12 protein-coding genes are annotated in these 15,525 nt (G+C 63.7%); 1 reads left to right on the top strand and 11 read right to left on the bottom strand.

Annotation, left to right across the window (positions count from 1 at the left end; all coding sequences use genetic code 11):
• Nucleotides 1-55: 55 nt before the first annotated feature.
• Nucleotides 56-2,368, top strand: coding sequence for a DEAD/DEAH box helicase (locus M3484_RS07060; RefSeq protein ID WP_249496317.1), 2,313 nt, complete (start codon nt 56-58; stop codon nt 2,366-2,368).
• A 602-nt stretch (nt 2,369-2,970) separates the two neighbouring features.
• Here the strand turns inward: M3484_RS07060 and M3484_RS07065 are convergent.
• The 11 genes from M3484_RS07065 to M3484_RS07115 form a co-directional block, all read right to left on the bottom strand.
• On the bottom strand, nt 2,971-5,472 hold the full coding sequence (locus M3484_RS07065) for a hybrid sensor histidine kinase/response regulator (RefSeq protein WP_249496318.1): 2,502 nt from the start codon (nt 5,470-5,472) through the stop codon (nt 2,971-2,973).
• 16 nt (nt 5,473-5,488) lie between these two features.
• Nucleotides 5,489-6,337, bottom strand: a complete 849-nt coding sequence (locus tag M3484_RS07070) for a type II secretion system F family protein (RefSeq protein WP_249496319.1) — start codon at nt 6,335-6,337, stop codon at nt 5,489-5,491.
• 37 nt (nt 6,338-6,374) lie between these two features.
• Nucleotides 6,375-7,325: a type II secretion system F family protein gene (locus tag M3484_RS07075; RefSeq protein WP_249496320.1), complete on the bottom strand. Its 951-nt coding sequence runs from the start codon at nt 7,323-7,325 to the stop codon at nt 6,375-6,377.
• A gap of 2 nt (nt 7,326-7,327) precedes the next feature.
• Nucleotides 7,328-8,716, bottom strand: a complete 1,389-nt coding sequence (locus M3484_RS07080; RefSeq protein ID WP_249496321.1) for a TadA family conjugal transfer-associated ATPase — start codon at nt 8,714-8,716, stop codon at nt 7,328-7,330.
• Nucleotides 8,716-10,068, bottom strand: coding sequence for a CpaE/TadZ family protein (locus M3484_RS07085; protein ID WP_249496322.1), 1,353 nt, complete (start codon nt 10,066-10,068; stop codon nt 8,716-8,718). The genes M3484_RS07080 and M3484_RS07085 overlap by 1 nt, the downstream gene beginning before the upstream one ends.
• Nucleotides 10,062-10,892, bottom strand: coding sequence for a CpaB family protein (locus M3484_RS07090; RefSeq protein ID WP_249496323.1), 831 nt, complete (start codon nt 10,890-10,892; stop codon nt 10,062-10,064). Before M3484_RS07090 ends, M3484_RS07085 begins: the two co-directional genes overlap by 7 nt.
• Nucleotides 10,889-11,125 carry a hypothetical protein gene (locus M3484_RS07095; protein WP_092899963.1) on the bottom strand — a complete coding sequence of 79 codons (237 nt, stop codon included), beginning with the start codon at nt 11,123-11,125 and terminating at the stop codon, nt 10,889-10,891. The genes M3484_RS07090 and M3484_RS07095 overlap by 4 nt, the downstream gene beginning before the upstream one ends.
• 79 nt (nt 11,126-11,204) lie before the next feature.
• Nucleotides 11,205-12,827, bottom strand: a complete 1,623-nt coding sequence (locus M3484_RS07100) for an amidohydrolase (RefSeq protein ID WP_249496324.1) — start codon at nt 12,825-12,827, stop codon at nt 11,205-11,207.
• On the bottom strand, nt 12,820-13,680 hold the full coding sequence (locus M3484_RS07105; protein ID WP_249496325.1) for a dimethylsulfonioproprionate lyase family protein: 861 nt from the start codon (nt 13,678-13,680) through the stop codon (nt 12,820-12,822). Before M3484_RS07105 ends, M3484_RS07100 begins: the two co-directional genes overlap by 8 nt.
• Nucleotides 13,677-14,516, bottom strand: coding sequence for an ABC transporter permease subunit (locus M3484_RS07110; protein ID WP_249496326.1), 840 nt, complete (start codon nt 14,514-14,516; stop codon nt 13,677-13,679). The genes M3484_RS07105 and M3484_RS07110 overlap by 4 nt, the downstream gene beginning before the upstream one ends.
• Complete coding sequence (locus M3484_RS07115) at nt 14,513-15,433, bottom strand: ABC transporter permease (RefSeq protein ID WP_092899957.1); 921 nt, start codon at nt 15,431-15,433, stop codon at nt 14,513-14,515. Before M3484_RS07115 ends, M3484_RS07110 begins: the two co-directional genes overlap by 4 nt.
• Nucleotides 15,434-15,525: the final 92 nt, after the last annotated feature.

Consider the following 15,525-nt stretch of genomic DNA (forward strand, 5'->3'; position numbering starts at 1 on the left):
GGGCCTTCTCTCTGGCTCATATGCGGGGGCAACTGGCCCCCTGACAGGACAAATAATGACGATTGATTCTCTCGCGGGCCCGCTTCAGGCGGCGCTGGCAGCCAAGGGCTATTCCTCGCTGACCCCGGTGCAGGAGGCTGTGCTGGCCCCCGAGCTGCTCGGGCGCGATCTGCTGGTTTCGGCGCAGACCGGATCGGGCAAGACGGTGGCCTTTGGTCTGGCCATCGCGCCCGAGGTTCTCGGTGGCATCGACCAGCTTCTGCCGGCGGAAAAGCCGCTGGCTTTGGTCATTGCGCCGACCCGTGAACTGGCGCTCCAGGTGCAGCGCGAGCTGGTCTGGCTGTATGAAGGCGCGGTCGTGGCCTCTTGCGTCGGCGGCATGGATTACCGCACCGAACGCCGGGCGCTGGATCGCGGCGCGCATATCGTGGTCGGCACGCCGGGCCGGTTGCGCGACCATGTCGAGCGCAAGTCGCTTGATCTGTCGGAACTGGCGGCGGTCGTCCTCGATGAGGCCGATGAGATGCTGGATATGGGCTTTGCCGAGGATCTGGAATTCCTGCTTGGTGGCGCCCCCGAAGAAAAGCGGGTGCTGATGTTCTCGGCCACCGTGCCGAAAGAGATCGCCTCGCTTGCCGCGACCTATCAGCGCGAGGCGCGCCGGATCGAGGTGAAATCCTCGGCCAGCCAGCATGCTGATATCGAATATCGCGCGATCTCGGTGTCGAATCGCGACAAGGAACCGGCAATTTTCAACCTGTTGCGCTGGTATGATGCGCAGGTGGCGATTGTCTTCGCCAAGACCAGGGCCAATGTGAACCACCTGCATGCGCGGATGGTGAACCGGGGCTTCCCGGTGGTGGCGCTTTCGGGCGAGCTGTCGCAAAGCGAACGTCTGCATGCGCTCCAGGCGCTGCGCGACGGGCGCGCCCGTGTCTGCATCGCGACCGATGTGGCCGCGCGCGGCATCGACCTGCCGGGGCTGGATCTGGTGATCCATGCCGATCTGCCGACCAATCCGGAAACGCTCCTGCACCGTTCGGGCCGGACGGGCCGCGCCGGGCGCAAAGGGACTTCGGTCCTTGTGGTGCCGCAGGCTGAATTCCGCAAAGCGAACCGCATCCTGCAAGGCGCCAAACTGGTCGCCGAATGGGGCAAGGCGCCGGGCGCTGATGAGGTGCAGTCGCGCGATGATGAACGGCTGATCTCGGACCCGTCGCTGACGGAAGCCCTGGGCGAAGAAGCTGGCATCGCGAATGAGCTTCTGGAAGCGCATGGCGGCGAGGCGATTGCGGCGGCCTTTGTGCGGCTGTGGCGCGCCAAGCGTTCGGCCCCGGAAGAGCTGGTCGAAGACCTGCCGCCGCCCGCTGCCCTGCCGCCGCGCGAACGGGGCGAATTCGGGCCGTCGGTCTGGTACAAGCTTTCGGTCGGGCATGAGGGCCGGGCCGAAGCGCGCTGGCTCCTGCCGAAAATCTGCGATGCCGGCGGCATTTCTAAAGACGGGATCGGCGCGATCCGGGTGCAGCAGGACGTGACCTATGTGCAGATCGCCGAGCAGTTGGCCGGGCGGTTCAAAGAAATGACCGAGATCGAGCCGGGTCTTACGATGGAGCGTGTCGCTGAGGCACCGGAATTCGGGCCGAAGGGCCGGGTGACCGGTGGCCGGCCCGAACGTGCCCCGCGTGAAGGCAAACCGGCCTGGTCGCCGCGCCCGTCGCGTGGCGAGGGCGAAGAAGAGGCTCCGCGCCGTCCGCGCGCCCCGCGTGAGGCAGCTGAAAGCGGCGAGGCGCGCAAGCCCTGGGCAAAGCGTGAAGATGGCGATGCCCCGCGCAAGCCCTATGCGCGCCGTGAAGACAGCGATGCACCACGTAAACCCTATACGCGCCGCGACGACGACGCGCCGGCCAAACCGCGCTGGACCCCGACCGAGGGCGAGCGCCCGATGCGCGATGACCGGCCGTCAAAGCCCGCACCGCGCTCGACCGGGTTCAAATCGCATGGTGGCAGTCCGGATCGCCCGGCGCGCTCGACGGGATTCAAGAGCCATGCCGGCGCGCCGAAGGGCCGCGACTCTTATGCGGGTCGCGATGAGGCGCCGCGCAAACCGCGCGCCGAAGGGGGCGCCGAGGGCCGGCCGTTCGAGAAACGCGACGGCAGCAAGCCTAATGCCGGGAAATCCGCAGCGGCGAAATCGGGTGATGCGAAACCGGCCTATGGCAAGGGCGCTCCGCGTGCGGCCGGCAGCAAGACCTTTGGGGCGAAAGCTGAGGCAGGAAAAGGCTTTGCGCCGCGCAAGCCTGCGGCGCGGCCGGCAGATGCCAGCGATACCTCAAAGCGTTTCACCCCGCCGAAACGCCCGCGCAGCTGAGCGCAGCGCGGACCGCTTCCCAGGTAGGACAATATGAAGTCACGGCCCCCGGCTTTCTCAGTCGGGGGCCGGTTCTTTTTCACCTGTCCGCAACCGGCAGCTGGTGACGTCTCCGTCTGCGGCCAATCCGGTTTGAGCGGGCTCTGCCACAATTGAGATAACCAGATATCTGAAAGCCTGGGACACCGGATCGCGGGCCAGGGCTGCCATCGTCCGATGGATTGCCTTCTATAATCACCGACGAGCCCACACCGTCCATGACGGAAAGTCGCTCGCCGTGGCCTGCTTCAACGGCACCGAAACCGATCAGCAGACGCAGGCACCAGCTTAAATCAGCCGTAAAACTATCCGAAAATCGGGGAGCAGCTCAGGGCTGTGGCCCCGAGCGGACATCGATTTCCTGATAGTGATACTTGTCGCGAAAAGGTCTGCCGCCCCCTGAGGGGCCGAGGTGGTTGGATCTCCCGCCCCTGGGTTCTGGAGAAAACGGGTGAACTGTCGAGGATCGCTTTTGCTGTCATATGCCTGCTGCCTTCACGGAGATCCTGCTTGGGACTTCGGGCTGTGTGCCGTTTGCCCGGATCTGCGGAGCAGAATTTTTGTCATCCGCTCATCTGCGAGCCCAGGTATGCATCTTCGGCGGGAAACCATCCCTCGGCCAGGCCCAGCAACTGGGTGTAGCTCAGGGGTTTCTCCAGCGCGAGGGTGACACCTGCGGCTTCGAGGTCCCGACATTCGGACCCCAGCGTCGAGGCGGTGATGCCGATGATCGGAACATTTTTGTCAGTCTTGCGGATTTCGCGCACGATTTCGCAACCGGTACTGCCCGGCAGCAGCTGGTCGACGAGGATCAGATCGTAATTCCCGCGCGCCCACATATCCAGACCGGCTGGTCCGGTCTCGGCCCTGTCGACCAGGTGAAACAGCCTCCGCAGCCTCGTGCGGGTGATCTCGCCGACAAGGCGGTTATCCTCAATCAGCAGCACCTGCCGGGCAAACCAGCGCGGTGCGACGGCAGAATGGGCCATGTCTTCTTCAAGAAATATCTCTGGCATTGGGGTCGGGATGGGGGTCGTGATACTGCGCACCGGGTGGCTCAGCACGAAATGCGCGCCCTTTGGTGTTTCAAGCAGGTTCAGCTTGCCTCCGAGCAGAGTGATGGCCTTGCGTGCGGTATAAAGGCCAAGCCCTGCGCCGCCACGCCCCGGGCGGTGTTCGGGGGGGAGGCTGAAGGGTTCGAACATCCGCGCGCGTTCCGCATCAGGGATGCCGATGCCATTATCGGCGACATGCCAGGTGAGCATGACCTCGGCATCAGACCCGCGACCTGCAATCACGCTGAGGCGGATTGCCGAGCCTTTCGAATGCAGGATCGCGTTGTGAAGCAATTTTGAAAGGGCGATGAAGACCCGCGCGAAATCGCCGCGAAACTGCAGATCGGCGCTGTCGGTCCGGCTGGCCTCGATGGTGATACCATGGGTGGTGGCGACCGGCGAGAAAATCTCAAGCAGTTGGGATATCAGGTCGATGGGCGTAAAGCTCTGCCCGGCAGGAAGGGCCGAGGCGCCGGAATCTGCCCTGAGGTCTTCGATGATCGCGTTGATGCGGTCCATCGTCTGTTCGAACCCTTCGCGAATATCTGCCCAGAGCGCGCCGCTGCGCAGCTCTTCGGCGAGCATCGAGAGGATGGCTATGGGAGTGCGCAGTTCATGTGCGGCAAAGGAGAGCAGCCTTTCCTCGCGCAAGACGGCATCTGCCAGCAGCCTTTCTGCGCGTTCTGCACGTTCGGCCAGTTCTTTTTCATGCGAAAGGCTGAAAAGCGCGAGCCAGGCGGTTGGAAGGGTCTTCTCCAGCACCCGCGCCTCGAAAAGCTGCGGCCCGCTGAGCTCGCGGCGGGTTTCCCCAGCGGGTTTCAGCTGCAGGCGAATTCTGACGGGCGCGGTCTGCTTTGCCTCTGGTTTCTGAAGCTCGCGCAGCAAGTCGAGCAGCCCGCTCGAGGCGCTTTCCTGGAAGATGCGACTGAAGCTGACCGGCGGCCCGCGCTCTGCCGAAAAGGCGGATCCGAAGGGGAAATGCACTGTCTGCTTTTCCAGGTTGAGCAGAACGAGCCAGCTGGTCGAATCGCGGCTGAAGGCTGAGATCACCGCAGGCGGAGGGTCGCCGGCGCGGCGCACGAGAGTGCCGCCGCTGAGCCGACTGGTGCGCATGATGCTGAAAGGAAGCGCCAGCAGAAGCGCAAGGAGGCCCGGGTCGCCTGTCGGATCGCTGAGCAACCATCCGCAAAACAGCGGTGTCGAGAGGCAGAGCAGCATTCCCATAAGGGTCAGTGCCGTGAAACGCCGCATCAGAAAAACCGCGAGCAGCGCGGGCACCAGCAACAGGGTGAGGAAGCCGGAGCCAGGTGCGGCAGTGACACGGGTGCCGGTAATGATCCCGTAGCCCAGGGTGGCAGCAATGGCGAGCAGAACCGGCGTCAGTTCAGAGGGCGCCATTTCCTTGCGGTCACTCGCGATGGTGACGGCAAGTCCGAAGAGGAGCGTGATGCCGGTCGTGAGGGCGGCGAGCGCTGCGGGCAGCACGGCGCGTTCGACCGAGAACGGGGAGCTGAGGCCCGGCAGCACCATAGTGGCGATAAGCCAGAACCCGGTCATATAGACCGAACAGGCGAAAATCAGATGAATAGGATGGATCAGTGCCTTTGAAGTCGCGACCAGCTGCCAGCTGAGCACCTGTCGCGAGGCGCGGGCCAGCAAGGCGAGCAGGGCGCCGCCCCCCCAGCAGAGTGACGTTATGGCAACGGGCCCGCCGATACTGGTGCCAGCGGGCAGAAAGAGACTGCTGAACCCGAATGCCGGTTGCAAGAGCAACGCAGCTATGAGGACGAGCACCAGGGTGATCCGGTCGCCAAATCTGTCCATCGGCAGGAGGATCGCGAGGGTACCTGTCAGGACAGCGGCAAAAACTGCGGTTGCGAGTGGCTGCACGGTTGGTTGCGTGGCGAGCGGGGTCAGGATCTGACCCGCCGCGGGTATGAGGGTCAGGCAAAAGACCGTGGCCGGGCGCCAGCCCCCTTCTCCCTCACTGTGTTTGCGTTTCTGTTCCATTGCGGGGGCCTCGCCGTCAGCTGGTGGTGATCAGACGGTAGATCGCGGGCGCGAGCAGCAGGATCAGCAGCGGGGGTACAGTGAAGATCATTGTCCCGAGCGTCATCTTGGTCGGCAGCACATTTGCGCGCTCTTCGATCTGGCGCACCCGGCGGTCGCGCAGATCGGCGCTGAATACCCGCAACGTATGGGCGACCGGCGTGCCCATCGTCCCGGATTGCACGATGATGGTGGCGAGCTGACGCAGATCATCATTGCCGGTCTCGAGGGCAAGCCGGCTCCAGGCATCTTGTCTCTCGGCGCCTGCGGTCAGCGCCTCGGTCAGCGCCTGGAGACGGGCGGAAAGATCGGGATGTACCGGTTCCAGTTCTTCGGCCACGCGCAGCAATGCGAGATCGGTGGTCTGCCCGGCCTCGACGCAGACGAGCATGAAATCCAGCGCATCGGGCAGCGCGATGGCGATCCGCTTTTTCCAGGCCTTGCGCCTTTTGTCGACGATGAGGGTGGGCAGAAAGTAGCCAGTAAGAAAGGCGCCCACCAAAGCGATCGCCTTTTTCACCGGGGTGAGTTCGCCGAGAGGCCCGATAAGGACCAGAGCCGCTGCAACCAGGGCGACCAGCAGGACCGACAGCCCGATTTTAACCATAGTGAAATAGCGCGCCGCCTCGGGATGGCTGAAGCCGGCCTGGAAGAGCTGACGGCGCAGCTCGGCCGCATTGCCGGAGAGTGGCGCGGGGGCGGCCGGATCGCTCGGCACCCTGGCGCGGAAGGCGCTTTCCGGCAGGCGGCTGACCACCAGCATGGCCAGTGAGAAAAGCGATCCGCCGAGTGTGAAGGCGCCGAGGAAAAACAGGGATGAGGTCATTGCCGCTATCCGCCTGCCAGATGTCTGAACTGCCGTGTCATTCCACTTTGACCAGCCAGCGCATGAAGAGAATGTTGAGAAAGAGCAAAGTTCCCACCAGACCCAGCATTGGCAAAAAGAAAGGCTTATCAGATATTTCTGAGAAATATTCGGGGTTTACCATAAGGAGCATCCCTGTTGTGCCCAGCGGGAAAAAAGACAGAAACCGCCCGGACCATTTCGCTTCCGAAGTGATAGAGCGCACCTTGCGGTGCAATTGCTGTCGCCCGCGCGCGATGGCGGAGAGGCGGTCCAGCACTTCTGCGAGATTGCCGCCGGTGCTGGACTGGATCGCTACTGCGGCCGCGAAAAAGCGCAATCCCTGGCTGTCTGTTCGGTTTGCCATGTCGCGCAATGCGTTGACCGGCTCCTGGCCATAGCTGATCCGCGCCGAGGTTTCAGAGAATTCTTCCGCAATCGGGCCGCTGAGCTCTTTCCCGGCGGTCTGAACGGCCGGACCCACCGGCTGGCCCACCCTGAGCGAACGCACGATCAGATCCATAGCTTCGGGAAGGGATTCTTCGATGGACAGGGCGCGACGGTGGATCAGTCGCCGGACCTGCAGGATCCAGATGGTCACGGCGAGGATCAGGCCGCAGGCAACCCCGATCGCGAGTCCGAGACCAAGGATGACATGCGCAAGCAATGTCACAACTGTGGTAACTGTGAGAACGAGGATCAGGGCGAGGTGGCGGGGCAACACATCTGCCCGCCCGTCGGCGACCGCACCGGACAGGCTCAGCCAGCTTTTGTGCAACCCGTCCCGGCGGAGTGCGATGGCATCAGCCGCTTCCAGCAGCGGGTCCTCGCTCCGCACCTGCCCCGAGAAACGCCGGATCGCCATAAGCCGCCTGCGCCGTGGGCCAAGCTCTGAGATCTGCCAAAGGGCCAGCAGGAGGAGGCCGCAGCCGAGGGTCAGGATCAGGCCGAAGGTCAGGGAAAGCGACATGGTCACACCCCGTAGAGATCGGGGGGAAGGGAAATTCCCCAGCGTCGGAAGCGATCGGACCAGGCCGAGCGCACCCCTGACGTGCCGTACCCGCCCTCGACCCTGCCATCCGGCGTGACGCCGGTATGCTCAAAGAAGAAAAGCTCCTGCATGGTCAGAACCTCGCCTTCGCAGCCGGTGACTTCTGTGATCGAGGTCACTTTGCGGCTGCCGTCTTGCAGCCGGTTGACCTGCACGATCAGATTGACAGCGCTTGCGACCTGGCGCCGCAACGCGCCAAGCGGGATCTCAACGCCCGACATCGCGACCATGTTCTCCAGTCGGCTGGTGGCGTCGCGGGCGGAGTTGGCGTGGATCGTGGTCATCGAGCCGTCATGACCGGTGTTCATCGCCTGCAGCATGTCGATCACCTCATCGCCGCGGGTTTCGCCCACGATGATCCGGTCGGGGCGCATCCGCAGGGCATTCCTCAGGCAGTCCCGCTGGGTGATGGCGCCTTTGCCTTCGATATTCGCGGGCCGGCTTTCCATCCGGCCGACATGCGCCTGCTGCAATTGCAACTCGGCGGTGTCTTCAACGGTGATGATCCGCTCCCGTTTGCCGATAAAGGCCGAAAGTGCGTTCATCAGCGTGGTTTTTCCCGATCCCGTGCCGCCCGAGATTACGATATTCAGCCGGCAGGCGACGGCGGCCCGCAGGTATATGGCCATCCTCTCGCTCATGGCGCCAAGAAAGGTCAGCTGTTCGAGGCTGAGCTTGTCTTTGCGGAATTTGCGGATCGAGACCAGCGTGCCGTCCAGTGCGATCGGCGCGATGACCGCATTGAGCCGCGACCCGTCAGGCAGGCGGGAATCGACATAGGGCGTCGATTCGTCGAGCCGCCGCCCTGCCATGCCGACAATCTTTTGCAGGATGCGCCGCAGATGCGCCTCATCCTGGAATTGCACATCGGTGATCTCGAGCAGACCACTTTGTTCTACGAAAACCTGTTCTGGCCCGTTAATCAGAATGTCGGAAACCGTCTCGTCATTGATCAGGATCTCGAGCGGGCCAAGGCCCATCACCTCATAATAGAGGTCTTCGACCAGCCCATCCCGTTCCGAGCGGCTGACGGCGACGCTTTGTGACGGGATCAGTGCCTTGAGGACCGCAGCAATTTCCGTCTTAATGTCGGTCTCAGAGGCCTGCACCAGCGCGGAAAGGTTCAGGATTTCCAATAGTTGCTGATGTGCCTGCTGCCGGATTTCGGCCAGCTTGCGGCGCCGTTGCCTGGCTGTGGCAAGGTCAGGCGAGGGGATGGGCTCGCCTTCTTCCATTGCTGGCAGGGGAAGATCCTGTGCGGCGACCGGCGTGGCCTCGCCGAATTTGCTCTGGCGGAATTTGTCAAACATCAGGCGGTTCCCGTTTCATTCAGATGACGGCGCCCGATCTTTGGCGCCAGGAGTTCACCGAGGCCGAGGATCCCCTTGCGCAGCGGATTGTCAGGAGCCGCCCGCCACAGGGGAGTGCCGGAATTGCAGGCCGCCCCGACCTCAGGACCGCCATCCGGCAGAAGGCGGAAGAAACCTGCACCGAGACCGGTTTCAAACCCGTATCGCGAGGCGATCCAGCCCGCATCGGGCCGGGCCGGGACCATGTTCAGGAGATGAAAGAGCCGGCCATCGGCGAGTCTTTCGGAGCGCAGCAATGCGAGCAGTCGCGCCATATTCTGGGCCGAGCGCACATCGGCCCGGCTGGTGGTGAAAATGGCGTCGGCCTCGGCCCAGGCGGTTCCGCTCCAGTCGGTGATCAGATGTGGCAGATCGAGAAGGACGAGATCGGCACTGTCGCGGGCAAGTGCGATAATGCGGCGCAGATCCCGTTCGGAAATCCCGTCGACCGGCAGAATTTCCGCAGGGGCCGTGAAAACCCGCAAATGGTCAGAGAGCCGGAGCAGGCAGGACTGAAAGGAGTCATAATCCAGCGCCGAAAGCTGCCGATAAGCGTCGGTCACCCGCGAATTTACCGGCAGATCAAGATAGGTGCCAGCGTTTCCGAATTGCGGATTGAGGTCAATCAGACAAATTTCTGAAGGCGGTGACAGGCGGGAGAGCTCGACCGCAAGGTTGACGGCTATCGTAGTGGCGCCGACGCCGCCGGCAACCGGCTGAAAGGCCAGAATCCGGCAGGGCTGCTGGGGCAGCTCGGGCGCCGTGAATGCCCTGGTCTGCGGTGCGGCATTCACCGACCGCCGGCGCAACAGGCGGGTCAGCAGGGGGCGGCCGGTCTGGGGCGCGACCTCACCCGGGCGCGGGGCCGCATCTGGCGCAGGTAAGGCCTCATCGCGCGCGATGCCCGGACGGTCAGCTTCGTGGTCAGCGCGGGGGTCCGGCAGGGCGAAGGGTGGACCGTAATGGATTTGCATCCCTGGAATTTGCGGCAGGGTCAGTCTCGCGCGGGGTGGCAGCAGCAGCATGAGGTCGCAGTTGAGGCTGGCCGCTGCCTGCAAAACGCCGGTCACCAGCTTTGGCGCGACCGATTTTCCGGTATCCGGGGCGAGGATGATCTGATCGAAATCCTGCGCTTCTGGTTGATGCAGCATATCCAGCGCCTCGGTCAGGCTCAGGTCGGAACGGCTGGCATTCGCCGGCAGATGCGCAAGCCAGGCCGACATCCGTAAAAGCGCATCGAACCCGTCGCATATCGCACAGATCCTGAGCGGCGCGTCGCTTTCAGCTGTTGGAACCGGATCCTCTGTCAGCATGGCACATCCATCACCGACCGGGCTCCGCCACGCACGATAGCGGTCTGGCACCTGGCGCGGGCCGAGACCTGTGCGATCCCGTCGGTCTGTCCCCCGCGTACCACCAGCGGCAAAGTTGCCAGATCGGCCGGGCCGACCACAAATTCTTCGTGCTCAAGGCTCAGCTTGCGCGCTGCGGGCAGGATGCTGAACAGGCCCGAAGACGATGCTTCCACCACACGCATCGCGTCCTGCGAGGCGCCTTCGAGCATCATTTTGTCGGCCAGCGGCCCCTCGCTGCTATTGCCCGGAAGCGCGAGGATCCGCAACGCCGAGCCGATCATCCGCGTCTCGGTCGTGCCGCCACCGATATTATGGGTCCACAGAAGGTCGACCGGATCGCCCGGTTTCAGGCGATCAATAAAATCCAACAGATTTTGTGCCTTGATGGCAATGGCCCTGGCATCGCCGGAGAGAATAAACCCGTAGTCAGGGCCCCCGGCAGATGTGGCAATATCGCCATTCAGTATGAGCGCCCCCTGACGCAATGCGGCCAGCGCGATAAAGCCGCCCCCGCTCGGGGGAGGGAGGTTTTGCAACACATTGGCCGGAAGGTAGCTGCCCGGGATCCTGACCCCCAGGAAATCTTCATGGCTGAGGATACTGCCCGGGGCGAGATCGCGGACCGGTACCGGCACCAGCACGGTCTCACCAAAGGCGCGCAGGCTGACCCTGGCGGCGGCGAGTTCCGTTTCCAGCGCGCGCGAATACTGAAATGTCCCGAAACCCGCGGCGACAGAGAGCAGGATGCCAAACAGGATAAGCATCAGAATCCTGACTTTCACGGTATGTCCTCCCCTCCTGGCGGCAGGTCGGGCACTGGCCCTTCCTCGCGGCCGATTTCATTCACCGCAGCCGAGATGACGCCGCGCAGACCGAGCGTGATCTGTTCCGCGCCGCCCGAACTCAGCCAGATGCCTATAAAGGTTGTCAGCGCCGCCGCCGCCACGCTGAGGAGCAGCCAGTCGTCCCGTCCGGTGCCGGTTTCGAGCCGGAGAAAGAGATGGAGCGGATACATGCCTGCCGGCCCTTGCTGAAATTCAGGGTCATTCTGCAAGACAGAGCGTTTAGAATGGGTTTATGCGGATTCCGTTCTTTCAGCGGAAATACGGATCACGCCAGACCTCCTGGCCCCGGAACAGGGTCAGAAGGACGCGGGTGGCAGAAATCTGCGCGGGGGCGCAGCTGAAAATATCCTGATCCGTCACGATCAGATCGGCAGAAAAACCGGGAGAGAGCCGGCCGCTATAGCCGTCCCTCCACGAGGCGCGGGCGGCGTTAATCGTATAGCCTGCCACACATTCGGTCACACTCAGCGCCTGATCGGGCAGAAAGGGCGGGCCGGGATGATCTTTGGAGCGTGCCTGGCGGGTAATGGCGGTTTCGATGATCTCGAACGGGTTCAGGGTCGAGACCGGCCAGTCAGACGAGAGGGCGAAACCGGCTCCAAGTTTTAGCAGGTCGCGAAAGGCATAGGCCTGCGGCAGGCGGGCGGGCCCGATCATGTCAAGCGCGATATCGGGGATCTTCGGGTCGAATCGCGCCCAGAGCGGCTGGATATTCGCCATTGCGAGCCGCGCGAGGCGGGAGAAATCGGCGGGGGCGACCAGTTGCAGATGAGTGATCTGGTGGCTGGCGGGCCAGGGGCCATTGGCGGCCAGCGCCGCCTCCAGCCCGTCCAGCGTGCGGGCGCAGGCGGCATCGCCGATCACATGGACATGGATCTGGAACCGCGCGGCATCCAGCGCGGTCATCAGCGCCAGCGTCTGATCATGGCGGAACATGCAGGGCGCATTGCCGCCCGCTTCGTCGGCATAGGGCGCGAGGCAGGCGGCGCTGCGGTTCTCGAACACGCCATCCATGAAAAACTTCGCGGCATTAACATGGAAATCCGGGCCCGGATGGGCGGTGCGGAGCGCGCTAAGCCGTGCCAGTGCGGTTACCGGAGTATCGGCCTCGGACACATGCGCCGCCCCGGCGACCCGCAGGGTGAGAAGATTCTCGCGCGCGGCACGGGCATAGATCCGCGCCTCTGTCGCGGTGATTTTTGCGTCGATCACGCCGGTGATGCCATGGCGATTGGCATGGGCCTGGCCTGCCATCAGCCCCGCAAGCAACTGGTCATCGGTGAAACCGGGCAGGCGTTCCAGCGCCCAGGGGATCGCGTCTTCATGCAACATGCCGGTGGCCTGGCCATCTGATCCGCGCAGGATATGGCCATTGGGCGGGTCGGGTGTGTCAGCGGTGATCCCGGCTATGACCAGCGCCGCCGTATTGAAACAGGCAGAGTGAAAGCTGGAATCATAGATCAGCGCCGGGCGGGAACCGGTCAGCGGATCAAGCCAGGCGGCAGTGAGGTTATGGTCGCCGAAAATCCCCGGCTGCCAGCCGGCGCCGACCAGCAAAGGCAGGTCGGGATGAGCTGCGGCATGGCTGCGGATCAGCTGCGCCAGCCTGTCGGAATCTTCGGCCTCGTAAAGCTGTGCGGCGGTGGCGAGATCGGTGCCGCCCGAGAGAAGATGGGTATGGGCATCCTGAAACCCCGGCAGGACGAGCCGCCCGCCAAGATCGGTGATCCGTGCACCGGGTTGCGCCAGCGCGGCGATATCATCGCCTCCGACCGCCGCGATAATGCCGTCGCGGATCAGGATTGCGCGGGCCTGCGGCAAAGCCGGATCCATCGTATGGATGCGGCCATTGATCAGCAGGTGGTCACTCATAAAGGTTCCAGTCGCTGGCCGGCAATACATGGGCGGGCTGGTCGACATCGCGGGTCCAGGCGAAGAGGCTGAGGAAGGGCACGGCCCCGGTCAGGGTCGCATGTGGCTTTAACGCCGGGTTCCAGACCGGCTGCAGCGCGGGGAGCGTGCGAAAGGCTCCGCCAGGGGTGAAACGCCAGCGATGCGGGCCGGTGAGCGGCAGGTAAAGCTCGGGCGCGGGATGGGCATGGTCGCGGTAGAGAATGCCTGGCGCGACGAGGAAAAGACCAAGGTCGAAATCCTGTGCTGCCCAGGGTGCGCCATCGCCGATCAGCGAGCAAAAAGCGTGAGAACGGGAGAAATGCGGCCCGATCTGATCGGGCGGATAGGCGTCATAGGTGATCCAGGTCAGATCTTCGGTCACGGCGGCGATGGCGGCGGCCAGTGTCGGGTCGATTGTTTTCATGGCCTCCAATGCCGTTGCCATATGGGTTTCGACCACCGGGTTCGCACGCCCGGGGCGTGGGGCTGGCCTTTGCAACAGGGCGGGCGCGAGAAGCGTGCGGGTCTCGGCAATCCCCGGGCCGGAAAGGGCGGCAAGGCAGCGGTCGGTCTCGGCCATGAGATGCGCGAGGCGGGCGGCGGCATCGGGCGCGGGCGGGGCGGGCGGCGCGAGCCCGCGATCCGCCATGACGCGGAATGGCTCGACGGCATCGGCGGTGGCCGCCTCGCGGTAAGCCTCAAGCTGGGCGGTGCTCAGCACGCCCGTTGCGTGGAGCGCCATTGCCGCGCCGTAGCGGCGACGCCCGGAGCCGGGCGGGCCGACGGGCTCAGCCAGGGCAAGCCATAGCGCGCCGGTTCTGAGATCCGTCATCCGTTGCTCCGGTAAGCGAGGCGTTCTTCGGCGAGGCGGCGCCTTTCGGCCCGGCTCATCAGCCAGCCGGCAATGGCAACGCAGATCCCCACAATCACCACGATCAGCGTGGCGAGCGCATTGATATCGGGCGTGACGCCCAGCTTGACCTTGGACCAGATCAGCAAGGGAAGCGTGGTCGATCCCGGCCCCATCACGAAGGTGGTGATCACCACATCATCAAGCGAGATGGTGAAGGCCAGCAGCCAGCCCGACAGCAGCGCGGGCGAGATCACCGGCAGGGTCACGTCCTTCAGCACCTGCCAGGGCCGCGAGCCGAGATCCATCGCGGCCTCTTCGATCGAGCGGTCCATCTGGATCATCCGCGAATGGACCACGGTGGTGACGAACACCATCGAGAAAGTGATATGCGCCAGCGTGATCGTGGTGAAACCGCGCTGCCCGGGCCAGCCGATCCAGTTCGCAAGCAGCGTGAAGAAGATCAGCAGCGAGATGCCTGTGATCACTTCGGGCATGATCAGCGGCGCTGTGACCATGCCGGAAAACGCGGTGCGGCCCCGGAATTTGCGAAACCGCGCCAGCGTGATCCCGGCCATGGCACCAAGCACCGTCGCGACCGAGGCCGAGATCAGCGCGATCTGCAACGAAAGCCAGAGCGCCGCGCCGATCTGGCGGTTGGAAAACAGCGAGACATACCATTTGGTTGAGAACCCGCCCCAGACCGTCACCAGCCGGCTTTCGTTGAAGGAATAGATGATCATCGAAAGGATCGGGATGTAGAAAAAGGCGAAACCAAAGCACATCACGGTGATCAGAAAGACGGGTCGGCGGGTCATGGGCGCTCCTCCGCCCTGCCCTCGGCTTTTTGCTGATATCTCGAATAGAGCATGGTCGGCCCAACCATCAGGATCAGAAGCGCCACGGCGACGGTCGAGGCCATGGGCCAGTCCCTGACCTGCGCGAATTCATCCGAGATGATGCGACCGATCATCGGCGAAGAGGGATTGCCGACGAGGGCGGGGATCACCAGCTCTCCCGCTGCCGGGATGAAGACGAGCATGGCGCCCGCGATGATGCCCGGTATCGATTGCGGCAGCGTGACATCGCGGAAGACCTGGAAAGGCCTTGAGCCGAGATCCATCGCGGCCTCGTCCAGCACCGGATCGAGCCGTTCGAGATTGGCGTAAAGCGGCAGGATCATGAAGGGCAGGTAGCAATAGACCATGACGAGGACCACCGCGAAGTTGCTGTTCATCATCGGGATCGACGTCAGCGCGTAAGATTGCGGGGTGAGGAAATTCCAGATGTCTGTGAGCAGCCCGTTGAACCAGGAGTTCCGCCCCATCATCCCCATCCAGGCGTAGACGCGCAGAAGGAACGAGGTCCAGAAGGGCAGGATCACCAGCATGAGGAGGATATTGCGCCAGGATTTCGAAACCCGGGTAAGGCCGAGCGCCATCGGATAGCCGATCAGCAGGCAGATCACCGTGGCGACGGCCGCATTCATCAGCGAGGTGATAAAGGCGCGGATATAGAGGGTCTCGGTGAAGAGGCGGCCATAGCCTTCGAAATTCAGGATCGGGTTCTCGCCGCCATAACCAAAGGGCGGCGCGGTGGGGGTGCGGGTCGCGAGGCTCATCGCCACGACGATGAGGAAGGGGATCAGAAAGAAGACGATCAGCCAGAGATAGGGGATCCCGATGATCAGATCGCGCCAGCCGCGGCGATGGAACCAGGAGGCGAGCGTTTTCATGGCTGGCCTCGTGTGTTGGGGCACGGTGCGCAGAGCTGCCTGCCTTCTGCGCCCCCCGGGGGTGTTTGTGTCAGGAGGAAGGGGGCTTTGGT

The organism is Pseudomonas sp. GX19020 (assembly GCF_023371075.1).
Taxonomy (GTDB): Bacteria; Pseudomonadota; Alphaproteobacteria; order Rhodobacterales; family Rhodobacteraceae; genus Pseudogemmobacter.